This is a genomic window from Actinomadura madurae (assembly GCF_900115095.1).
Lineage (GTDB): Bacteria > Actinomycetota > Actinomycetes > Streptosporangiales > Streptosporangiaceae > Spirillospora > Spirillospora madurae.
In genome coordinates this window covers 55,863-66,234 of the sequence record NZ_FOVH01000027.1, presented here as the reverse complement: position 1 = coordinate 66,234, position 10,372 = coordinate 55,863, and the positions used below count along the sequence as shown (strand labels likewise).

Genomic DNA, 10,372 nt, shown 5'->3' with positions numbered 1-10,372 from the left:
CCTCCGCGCAGAGATCGCCTCACCGCGGGGTGGTGGTCAGGTCAGGCGGGCTCGCCGCAGGCAGAACTCGGCGGCTTGCCCGCCTTGGGTCAGTCGTGGGGCTGAAGACCAGAGTCGGCTGCAATCCGCCGAAGCCTTCCCGTGGTCCGATCTCCACCGCGCCGTCGTCGGTGTCGAGCACGACGAAGTCCAGCACCTCGCACCAGAACGCCGCCAGCCGCTGCGGATCCCGGCAATCGACCACCAGTTCGGAAATGCGCCAAGCATTGAGCGGCACCCCTGCGGCGCGTCGACCGCACCCAGCCGATCCTTAAACGGCCCAGGGTCGCTACCGGCCACGGCGATGGCGCCCCGGGGCGATGCCGTATTCGCGTTTGAAGGCGTTGGCGAAGGCGTATTGCGACGTGTAGCCGACTTGAGCGGCCACCGCCCCGAGAGGGGCGTCGGAGTCGCGGAGCAGGCGTGCCGCGGTCGCCAGGCGCCACCAGGTCAGGTACGCCAGCGGCGGTCGTCCTACCGAGGTCGTGAAGCGGCGGGAGAAGGCGGCGCGTGACAGTCCCGCCTGCGTTCCCAGCGTGGCGACGGTCCAGGGGTGGGCCGGGTCGCGGTGGATCGCGGCCAGGGCCGCGCTGATGGCCGGGTCGGTGAGCGCCGCCGCCCAGCCCGTGGCCTCGCCCGGCGCGGGCTGCTCGGCGAGCCACGCCCGAAGTATGTAGAGCAGAAGGGTGTCGAGCAGGGCGGGCACGATGGCGTCCGTCCCCGGCTGCGGTCGCTCCAGCTCCGCGCCGAGCAGGTCGACCGCGGCGCGCAGGTGCGGATGATGCCCGACGCGGGCGGGCAGGTGCAGGAGCGGCGGCAGATCGTCCAGCAGCGGGTGGCTGTATCCGGCGTTCAGTTGGTAGGCGCCGCACAATGTCACCGTGGCCGGGGCGTCGGCGTGCACGCGGCCGACCGGCGCGGCGGCGTACCTGCGTTCGAACCTCGGGTCGTCCTGCGGGTCGCAGACATGGTCGGCGAGCGGTGTGGACGGGGCGTCGGCCAGCCCGTGCTCGCCTCCGTGCGGGAGGAACAGCACATCGCCGGCGGCCAGCGGAAACGGCTCACCCTTCGGTGGGATCACCCAGCAGGGGCCGCGCAGGACGATCTGGAAGCCCGCCGCTCCCGGGACCGTCCTGAACCGCTGCCCCCACGGGGCCTGCCATTCCACGAGGGCCGACCGCGGCTCACCGGTGCGCATAACCGCGATCACGTCGCTCAGCACGTCCACCCGAGAAGGCTAGCCGCGTCTTGGGCGAGAGACGCTCGCGTATGAATTCGAGATCAACACGCATTGGTCGTCTGAGCATCGGGCCTTACGGTCGAGACGACCGAAGATCACTAGATGACGGGGGCGGCTCATGGCGGTTCGGCGGGACTCGATGATGATGGCGGCTCGCGTCCACGCGTACGGCGGGCCGGACGTGATCCGCTACGAACGCGTGCCCCGTCCGACCCCTGGGCCGGACGAGGTGCTGGTGCAGGTGGCCGCCGCCGGGTTCAACCCCTCGGACGTCGGGTTCCGGGCAGGCCTGATGCGGGACATCGTCCCGCTCGACCTCCCGTTCACCCTGGGTGCCGAGGCCGCCGGGACGATCGTCGAGAAGGGAGAGGGCGTCGAACACCTGCACACCGGTGACGCCGTCGTCGGACGGCTCGACAAGAGCGGCGCCGCGGCCGAGTACCTGACCGCGCCCGCCGCTCTGATGGTGCGCGCTCCCCGCGACATCCCGCTCGCCCATGCGGCGGCGCTCCCCGTCGCCGGACTCACCGCGTGGCAGGCCGTGTTCGAGCACGCGCGCCTCGGGCCAGGCACACGTGTCCTCGTCAACGGCGCGGGCGGCGGGGTCGGGATGTTCGCCGTCCAGTTCGCCCGGCACGCCGGCGCGCACGTGATCGCCACCGCGAGTCCGCGGAGCGCGGAGCGGGTTCGCGGCTACGGCGCCGAGCAGGTCATCGACTACACGCGGGAGCGCCCGCACGAGGTCCTGGACCGTCCCGTGGACGTGGTGCTCAACCTGGCCGCGATACCGCCCAAGGAGGCGGCGGAGCTGTGCCGGGCGGTCCGGCCGGGCGGAGCAATCGTCTCGATCACCGTTCCGGTGGAGCCTTCGGCCGGAGCCCAGGTGACGACCGAGCACTTCGTCGTCCGCAACGACCCCGATCGGCTGGCCGAACTCGTCACCCTCGTCGACAAGGGCGTGATCCGCGTGGACGTCGCCGCCGCCCGCCCGCTTGCCGAGGTCGCGGCCGTGCACCGGGACGCCGAGGCAGGACGCGGCAGCGGCAAGACCATCCTGATCCCGTGACGCTACGTCCGCGTCCAGGTGGTGAGGCGAGCGCCGCCGGCGGCGACGGCCCGGCCGTCCGGGCTGACGGCCACGCACGTGATCCCGGACGTGGCGCCGTTCTGGAGCCTGGCGATCCTCCTGCGCCGGGTGACCGTCCCACAGGGTGACGGTGCCGGTTTCGGAGCCGGTCGCGAGGACGCCGCCTCCGCTGGACGCGAGGCAGGTCACGCCAGAACCAGGCCCGGCCAGGGTACTGATCGTTTTGCGCGGCGACGTCCCAGAGCGTGACCGTCCCGTCGTTGCAGAGGTTCGCCAGGGCCTTGCCGCCCGGCCCGAACGCCAGGGAGTTCACGTCGGAGTTCGTGTGCGCGAGGGCGCTGATCAGCTCGTTGGAGGACGTGTCCCACAGTTGCAGCAGACCGTCGGTGCTGGTGTTCCCGGAGTTGCCGTTCCCGTCGGCGGTGGCCCAGGAGGCGGCCGTCCGGGCTGAACGACACCGAGCGCACCCGGTCGTGGCCGTCGGGCAGCGTGACCGGTGCCCCGAATCGCGGCGATCCGTCCGGCTTGCCCGCGCCCGCCGGGGGGCGCAGCAGCCACGCCGCGGGGACGGTCGCCGCGGCGGCGGCCCCCAGCCCGGCCAGCACCACGCCGCGCCGGGTCGGACGCCACCCACGGGGCTCGCGCGAGGTCAGGGCATCGGGCGAGGTGCCCGGGCCCCGGTCGTCCGCATCGATCACCGCCGTAACGGCGGGCGGCGGCCAGGAGCCGGCGGCATCGGGCGGATTCTTCAACTCGCTGCGCGCCGGTGCCGCGGGCTTCCTCGTCAAGGACATCGAGCCGGAGGACCTCCTCCACTCGGTCCGCGTCGCCGCGCGCGGGGACGCCCTGCTCGCGCCGTCCATCACCCGGATGCTGATCGGCCGGTACGTCGCGGAGCCGCTAGGCACGGACGCCGGGACGGCGCTGAAGGAGCTGACCAACCGCGAGCGGGAGGCCGTCGCCCTGGTCGCGCGGGGCCTGCCCAACGACCAGATCGCCGCCCGCATGGCGATCAGCCCGGTCACCGCGAAGACCCACATCAACCGGGCCATGGCCAAGCTCGGCGCCCGCGACCGCGCCCAGCTCGTCGTCCTCGCCTACGAGTCCGGCCTGGTGTCCCCGCGGACCTGACAGGGGTGAAGACTGTCGGGCATGGAGTTCTTCGTCTACCACCGCGACCGTCCCGGCTCCCGGGAGCTGCGCGAGAAGCTGCTGGAGGAGCACTGGTCCTACATGGACGGGTACGCGGCGGAGATGATCGCCCGCGGCCCGACCTTCGACGGCGAGACGCTCACCGGCAGCGTCCACATCGTCGACCTGCCGGACCCCGCCGCCGCTCGCGCGTTCGCCTTCGACGAGCCCTGCTACCAGGCCGGCGCGTACCGGGACGTCCTGATCCGCCGGTGGCGCAACCAGCTCGGCCGCACCATGTGGGACGTCCCGGGCGACCTGACCGGCGGTTACCTGGTGCTCGGCCTGGGCTCAGGCGAGGCCGCCGACACCACCCCACCCGACCAAGACGGCCTGATCGCCTACGGCCCACTCCTGTCCGACGACGCCACCACCTGGCTCGGCACCGCAGCCCTCGTCCAGACCCCGGCCCCACAAACGGCCCGCGCCACCCTCACCTCGGACCGCTACGCCGCCCTGGAAACCCACCAATGGCAACCCGGCGGCCGCCGCTGATCAACCCACCCCAATAGAGAATTCCCGACGCCCGAATTCTCTGCGTGCCCGCGGCGGCGAGAAAGATGATCAAACACTGACCGGTTCCGGCAATGTGTGCAATCGGCCACGGACCGGAGTGCGCCGCCGCGTTAGCGTCCAGTGAAAGCCCGTTGGGGGAGCCAGGGACGGCGAACACTGGAGATCCTTTCCGCAAGGTTGGCCGCAATGTCAGATCTCGTGCTGATCAACAGTCCCATCCACGACTACTCCCGCTACCCCCGTTACACCAGCTCCTACTCCACTCCGGTCGGCCTGTTGTACGTCGCCACCGCCGCCAAGGGCGCGGGATTCGACGTGAGCATCCTGGACGCCGAGGAGAAACAGCTGACGCCGGCCGAGATCGCATCGGAGATCGATCGCCGGAAGCCGCGCGTGGCGGGCTTCAACGCGTTCTCGATGAACTTCCCGATCGTCGAGGACATCACCGAGCGGATTCCGGGCCCGGTCACTGTCATCGCGGGCGGCCCGCATGTTTCCACCATGCCGCCCGGACATTTCGCGAAACGGCTCGGGCGGGCACGGATCTTGGTACGCCATGACGGCGAACAGAAGATCGTGGACATCCTCAAGGGCGTTCACCCGCTCACCATCCCGGGAATACACTTCCGGGACGCCATCGGCAGCATCGTCACGACCGCGCCGGACGCCCCGCTCGACCTCGACGCGCTTCCGATTCCGGACAGGACCCTGCTGGCGACCGAGCCCTACCTGCGGGACGGCCGCCGCTGGATGGACATGTCCATCAGCCGGGGCTGCGTGTTCGCCTGCACCTTCTGCGCCGGAAGCTGCCGGAGCAACGGAACCAGCTACCGGAGCCGCTCCCTGGGCTCGGTACGCCGGGAGGTCCACCACCTCCGGGAGAGGCACGGCGTCGAAGGCATCCAGATCGTCGACGACCTCCCCTTCGACGGGCGCGCGAGCCTGGAGGCGTTCCTGGACTTCCTCGAACGCGACGAAATCACGCTGCAGTGGGAGGTCAGCTTCCCGTTGCAGTTCCTGCGCCGCCTCCCCGCGGAGACGATCGCGCGGGCCGCCGCGGCGGGAGTCGCGCGGCTCTCCTTCGGCATCGAGTCGGGTTCCTTCGAAATGCGCCGTGCGGTGGGCAAGCTGAGCAAAGAGCCCGAACTGTACGAGGCCGTCGGAACACTGACCAGGAACCGCATCGCCTCCAAGGGATATTTCATCATCGGCTTCCCCGGCGAGACGAAGGCGGAGATGGAGGCGACGATCGACCTCGCGCGAGGCCTGCACGCCGCCGGGCGGCTCGGCACGGAGCACCTTTTCAGGCCACGCGTGTTCATGTTCAAGCCGATGCCCGGCTCCGCCCTGTGGACGCGGCTTCGTGCCGAGGGACGCACCGAGCGGGAGATGCTCGACTACTCCGACTTCGAGGTCGACAAGGAGTACTTCCGGAAGCACGCGTGGGGAGCGGCCACGCGGTACTCGCTCGTCGACGCGGCGGAGATCCATCAAATGATCAATCGCTTCTACAGCGAAATCGGAGAACCGGCGTCCTGACATGAGCGATCCCCCCGTCCGGACACGTACCTATCTGGTGCACGCCCGCCCGCGCATGATGTTCCATCTCGGTCACCTCAAGATGCTCAACTACCTCTACCGGCTGCTCGTCGAGGGACACGACGTCATCATCCTTCTCATTCCCTATGACGAACATGAAAGCCGGAACAGGACCATACGGATCCGGCTGAACGAGGAGATAGAGCTGACCAAGGGCTTCTACCAGAACTATCTCGGATTCGACCGGCCTCGGCTGCGCGTCCTCAGCACCAGCGAACTGGACCTGGCGCGCGACCGGATGATCGAGATCCAGGAACGGTACAACGCGCTCTATACAGCCGATTCTCGCGCGGTCCGGCGTCTCATCGACGAGCAGAACCGGGCATGGGCGTCCCCCAACATCCTGTTCGTCCCCAAGTGCCTGGCGGCCATCGAGTACCTGCGCCCGGACGAGCTCGTCTGCGGGAGGAAGCACCGCGCGATCGCCGAGTGCTTCGACGAGGTCCTGCACGATCTGGGGATCGAGGTCCCCTTCCAGACCTTCGAGGACTTCCCCGATCTGTTCATGGAGGCGGGGATGGACCGCACCGACAGCGTGAACAGCTTCATCGACATCAACGACAACGAGGACTTCGTCTCGCACAAGCTGTCGTTGCTGCGGAGCAGGCCGACGCTCAGAAGCGATTGGCTGCAGGAGTTCAAGGAGCACATCCTGGAGCCGGCACCGGAGCGGGTGAGAGAGGGCCTCAACCGGATGCACCGCTCGGAGTCGGAACTCCAGATGGCGCTCACCAAGGTCCTCGCCAATGTCCGCGCGATGATCCCTTACTCGCTGGACGACGGCGACGGCGACGTCGAGATCGCCTGGCGCTGGGAGATCGGCTCCAACTTCTCCTGGCACGAACGGCGCCGCATCGAGCGCATCGCGCGCCAGCTGTTCCTCGGGGAGAACTCGAAGAAGATCGTGCTGTACCGCGAGTTTCGAGGTGGAAAGAGCGGCGCCACGGTCCTTGAAGCCCGGGAGTACGAAGAGCCCAACGAACTGCGGGTGTCCAACGTTTCCATCCTGAAGATCGGCCCGGAGTACGACGTGCGCAAGGAGCGCCGTAACTACGAGAGGTTCGTGCGCAACCGCGCGACCGCCGCCTTCATGACGATCAAACGCACCGGCGGCTCCGTCGACGGCCTCGCCGGCATCGTCTACCAGGACGCTCAGCACTATCTCGGCATCAGGAGGCAGGAACGCATCGACGACATCTCCGCGCTGTTCCGTCCGGTCCATGATGATTTCGAGCTCGCCCGCGCACGACTCGACCGCCTCCTGGAGGCGCACCTGCACGAGGTCCTTTACAAGCATGGGACGAGGGTCGATGCGGGCAGCCTGCGAACGTACATCAACGAGTTCCTGCCGGCGGAGTACCGCGTCGAGGTGGCCCGCTACGACCGGGCCGGGAACGCGATCGCGTCCCGCCCCGGTGAATCGGCCGAGGCGCCCCTGAGCGTGGAGGTGGACATCGCCGAGGTCGATATCGGCAGGAGGGTGGCGCGGGCGTACACATGCGACGACCACAGGAAGCTCGACATCTTCCTTTCCGGCGGGAACGAGATCTTGCTCAACGAGGTGACCCCGGGACGCCGGCTCCATCTCGAAGGACGGGTACTGGCCGGGCGCAGGGAGTTCTACGATTCGCTGCTCGACCGGCTCAAGGTGCCCCGCAGCGGCCATCTGCTGGAGATCGGCGGGGTGCGCATCCCGGATCCGGCCGCGCGGACGGAGGAGTTCCTCGAGGACGAGCACTATTCGTTCGTTCTCTCCCCGATCCACGGCGATCTTCACGCCGGAAACGTCCTCTTCGGCGGCGGCGGATTCGGGATCATCGATTACGCCAGGATGCGCGAACGGTTTCCCGCGCTCTACGACATCGCGTACCTCTTCGCCGACCTCAAGTCGCGGCTCGTCGCGGACCGGTTCGACATGCCCACGCTGGCGGCCCTGGAGCGGTCGCTCATGGACGGCGATGAGCGTGGCTGGATGCGGCGACTTGTCCAGAGAAGTCGGAATCGCCAGCACATTCGTCAGCTATCACTGTTCGAGTACAAGAATCTTCCGGAGGAGATAATGTTTCTGGGGAAGCCGACCACGTTTTATTCACTCATGGGGCTGATCCTGTTGGGGCGCCTGAAATTCGATGTGCCGGAAGTGGAGAAAAGGGCCTGTCTGGTGCTGGCCCATTATGCGTTCGAGAGGGCTCGATGACCCGGTTCATCTTTATCTGCTACGCATTGGACGGCGAGCATCTCGACTTACTCCGGGAGCGGCTGAGGCTCATCGCCCTGGGGGCCGGCGACGTCGGCCTGCAGACCTACGCCCACATCCGCGACGCGCAGAACTGGCACACCGGGCACCTGTCCAAGAAGGAGGTCCTCGAGGCGGCGTTCGCGCGGATCTCCCAGGCCGACGCGGTCCTGCTCGACCTCACGAGCAGCGCGGGGTCCAAGCGCGTGGGCCTGAACATCGAGGCCGGGTACGCCAAGGCACTGGAGAAACCGATCCTCGCAGTGTGGCATAAATCAGACAGGCCACCCATGACCACCGACCTCGCCGACTATGAGACCTGCTACGAGGAGAAGGCCGGGCTCAGGGCGGCGGTCCGCCGACTGCTCACCCAGGCGCGGTTGACATCCGTCACACCCGCTTGACGGTCACCTTCGCGGTTCCGGCACGTAGATCCAGCCGTCTTCCTCGAAGCCTTTGTCGGGAAGACGCACCGACACCCGGTCGAAGGCGTCCGCGGCCAGCCGCCCGTATCCATGTGCGATGACGTCCCGGAAGATGACATCGGACACGATGAAGGCGAGGTCGGCCTCCTGATGGTCGGCGAGCGCACGGCGCAGGGAGGGGGAGTCCAGGAGGCGGTGGACGGCGATCGTCGACTCCCCGAGCCATCCGTTGATGCCGCTGCTGACGTGGCCGCGGTGCAGCGCCGCCCTGATGCGCAGCCGGGCATGCGCGTTCAGGTCCGCGTTGGTCTCGGCCAGCGCGTCGACCAGGCCCTCGATGAGCCGCGGGATGACGCGGCTCTCGTCCAGGGCGGCCGGCAGGACGTCGAACTGGCCGTCCCCCGACCTCTGCAGGTCGGTGTGCGCCGTGGGCAGCCCCGCGTGGCGGCGGGCGTCATCGAGCAGGTCGACGAAGCGCCGCTGAGCGCGGGCCGCCTCCGGGGTGCGGAAGCGGCTGAACCGCTCGATGTCCGCCGCGAAGCACAGCCGCACTCCCGACGCCGCCGGGGCGGTCTTCTCGGCCGGCCGGGCCGGGCTCGCGATGGGCGTGCGCTCGCCCGGCAGTTTCAGGGCGAACCGTGCGGGCTCGCGGCCATGCGCGTGCTCCACCCGGCGCGATGCCCGGACGACCGACACGTCCACGCGCAACGTACCGGTCAGTTCCGGCAGGGCGACCGGCGCGCTGACGACAGCCTGCACGAGGTAGCCGACCGGCTCGCCGCCTGCGGCCGGCCGCCCGGCCGGTTCGGTACTGCCGAAGAAGAGGCCGGCGGCGTGGCCGTCCAGCTCTGCCGACGAGTACGCCAACCGCCCCGCGTCTGAAGGCGGGCGTTCCCGGGCCGCCGGCTCCTGCACGGCCGCCGTCGTACCGCCTTCGCCGTCGAACCGCTCGCCAAGGGGGTGCAAGGCGAGCACGGTCACCCGCCGGTCTTCGAAGCACACCCGCAGGTACACCCCGGCGTACCGGGTCCGCGACGGCGGCCGGCCCAGAACGCACGCCAGCCGCAGGCCGAACAGGTCGTGGCCCTCGGGAACCGGCTGAGCGCCCAGATGATCGGGAAGCGCAGGGATGGCGTGCACCCGCGGCCTCTCGATATCGACGCGGGTCACCCGGACGAGGCGCGACCGCCGAACGGTGCACACGTCGACCGTCGCCAGAAAGCGGTCGCGGTCCGGTGGACGACCGTCCGACCTCGCGGCCTCCTCATCGGACCATGGGAAGATCCGCATGAAACCGCCTGTCGCCGATGAGGTAGGCCGCGTGTCCGCCGATCAGCGCGGCGCCGCTGCGGCCGTGCGCGATCTGGTCCGACGAGGCGCAGATCACCGCGGGCACCCCTTCGTCCATCCCGGACGCGACCAGCGACCGGCAGAGCCGCGCGATCGCGTCTCCGTTCAGGATCGGCTCGTACACCTCCAGGTGGCGTACCTGCCGGTAGGCCCTGCCCGGCCTCGCGGGAACGTCCTCGACCACCGTCCGGACGTGTTCGAAGCGGGCGCCGAACGTGTCGGGCACCAGGTGGTGGAGCTCGGATTCCGCCAGTTCCTCGGCCAGCTCCCGCCGCAGGCACTCGGTGGCGTCCTCCCGGTAGGCGCCGGTGGAGAACCATCTCTGGAAGGCGCCCAGGGATGATGCCGGCAGAAATCCCCTCAGGTCCGAGCGCATGTCCTCGGCGAGGGGAGCGGCGCGGTCGGCACGGTATCCGAGGGCGTCCAGGATCCGCGCCGCGGGCCGGAAGTACTTGTAGACGCCACCCGGCGGATTGAAGGATCCGGGACGGCTCGGCGAATGCAGCAGCACGTGCCGGTCGTCGTCCCTGATCCGCAGCAGCGCGGCGAACGACACTCGCATCTCGCGCCGCTCACGCCGGCCTGCCGCCATCTCGCTGACCTCCCGCCTCCATCCTGCGCCGTGCCGCCATCGGGTTCTGTGGCACTTGCCATAGAACCCGGAGGTTCCTGCGAGGAGTGGACGGGAG

Annotated in this window: 10 protein-coding genes; 6 read left to right on the top strand and 4 right to left on the bottom strand. The window is 69.2% G+C overall.

Features of this window, described 5'->3' with window-relative positions; genetic code table 11:
* Nucleotides 1-19: 19 nt before the first annotated feature.
* Together BM339_RS52915 and BM339_RS44075 are read right to left on the bottom strand one after the other, a co-directional pair.
* Complete coding sequence (locus tag BM339_RS52915) at nucleotides 20-277, bottom strand: VOC family protein (RefSeq protein WP_177287921.1); 258 nt, start codon at nucleotides 275-277, stop codon at nucleotides 20-22.
* A gap of 51 nt (nucleotides 278-328) precedes the next feature.
* Complete coding sequence (locus BM339_RS44075) at nucleotides 329-1,267, bottom strand: AraC family transcriptional regulator (RefSeq protein WP_075024700.1); 939 nt, start codon at nucleotides 1,265-1,267, stop codon at nucleotides 329-331.
* A gap of 130 nt (nucleotides 1,268-1,397) precedes the next feature.
* Here BM339_RS44075 and BM339_RS44070 point away from each other — a divergent pair, with 130 nt between their 5' ends.
* The 6 genes from BM339_RS44070 (at nucleotide 1,398) to BM339_RS44045 (ending at nucleotide 8,312) form a co-directional block, all read left to right on the top strand.
* A complete protein-coding gene (locus tag BM339_RS44070; protein ID WP_218163917.1) occupies nucleotides 1,398-2,345 on the top strand; it encodes an NADP-dependent oxidoreductase in 948 nt (315 codons plus the stop codon).
* Between the two features lie 546 nt (nucleotides 2,346-2,891).
* On the top strand, nucleotides 2,892-3,497 hold the full coding sequence (locus BM339_RS51005; protein ID WP_256255826.1) for a LuxR C-terminal-related transcriptional regulator: 606 nt from the start codon (nucleotides 2,892-2,894) through the stop codon (nucleotides 3,495-3,497).
* A gap of 21 nt (nucleotides 3,498-3,518) precedes the next feature.
* Nucleotides 3,519-4,052 (top strand): YciI family protein, encoded by a 534-nt coding sequence (locus tag BM339_RS44060; protein ID WP_075024699.1) that lies wholly within the window; start codon nucleotides 3,519-3,521, stop codon nucleotides 4,050-4,052.
* 207 nt (nucleotides 4,053-4,259) lie between these two features.
* Nucleotides 4,260-5,612, top strand: coding sequence for a B12-binding domain-containing radical SAM protein (locus tag BM339_RS44055; protein WP_075024698.1), 1,353 nt, complete (start codon nucleotides 4,260-4,262; stop codon nucleotides 5,610-5,612).
* 1 nt (nucleotide 5,613) lies between these two features.
* Nucleotides 5,614-7,869 carry a phosphotransferase gene (locus BM339_RS44050; RefSeq protein ID WP_075024697.1) on the top strand — a complete coding sequence of 752 codons (2,256 nt, stop codon included), beginning with the start codon at nucleotides 5,614-5,616 and terminating at the stop codon, nucleotides 7,867-7,869.
* Nucleotides 7,866-8,312, top strand: a complete 447-nt coding sequence (locus tag BM339_RS44045) for a nucleoside 2-deoxyribosyltransferase (protein ID WP_075024696.1) — start codon at nucleotides 7,866-7,868, stop codon at nucleotides 8,310-8,312. Before BM339_RS44050 ends, BM339_RS44045 begins: the two co-directional genes overlap by 4 nt.
* 3 nt (nucleotides 8,313-8,315) lie before the next feature.
* Here BM339_RS44045 and BM339_RS44040 read toward each other — a convergent pair whose 3' ends face one another.
* Nucleotides 8,316-9,623: a hypothetical protein gene (locus BM339_RS44040; RefSeq protein WP_075024695.1), complete on the bottom strand. Its 1,308-nt coding sequence runs from the start codon at nucleotides 9,621-9,623 to the stop codon at nucleotides 8,316-8,318.
* The gene (locus tag BM339_RS44035) at nucleotides 9,598-10,275 is read right to left on the bottom strand and encodes an SMODS-associated NUDIX domain-containing protein (protein ID WP_021592774.1); all 678 of its coding nucleotides are present in this window, start codon (nucleotides 10,273-10,275) and stop codon (nucleotides 9,598-9,600) included. The genes BM339_RS44040 and BM339_RS44035 overlap by 26 nt, the downstream gene beginning before the upstream one ends.
* Nucleotides 10,276-10,372: the final 97 nt, after the last annotated feature.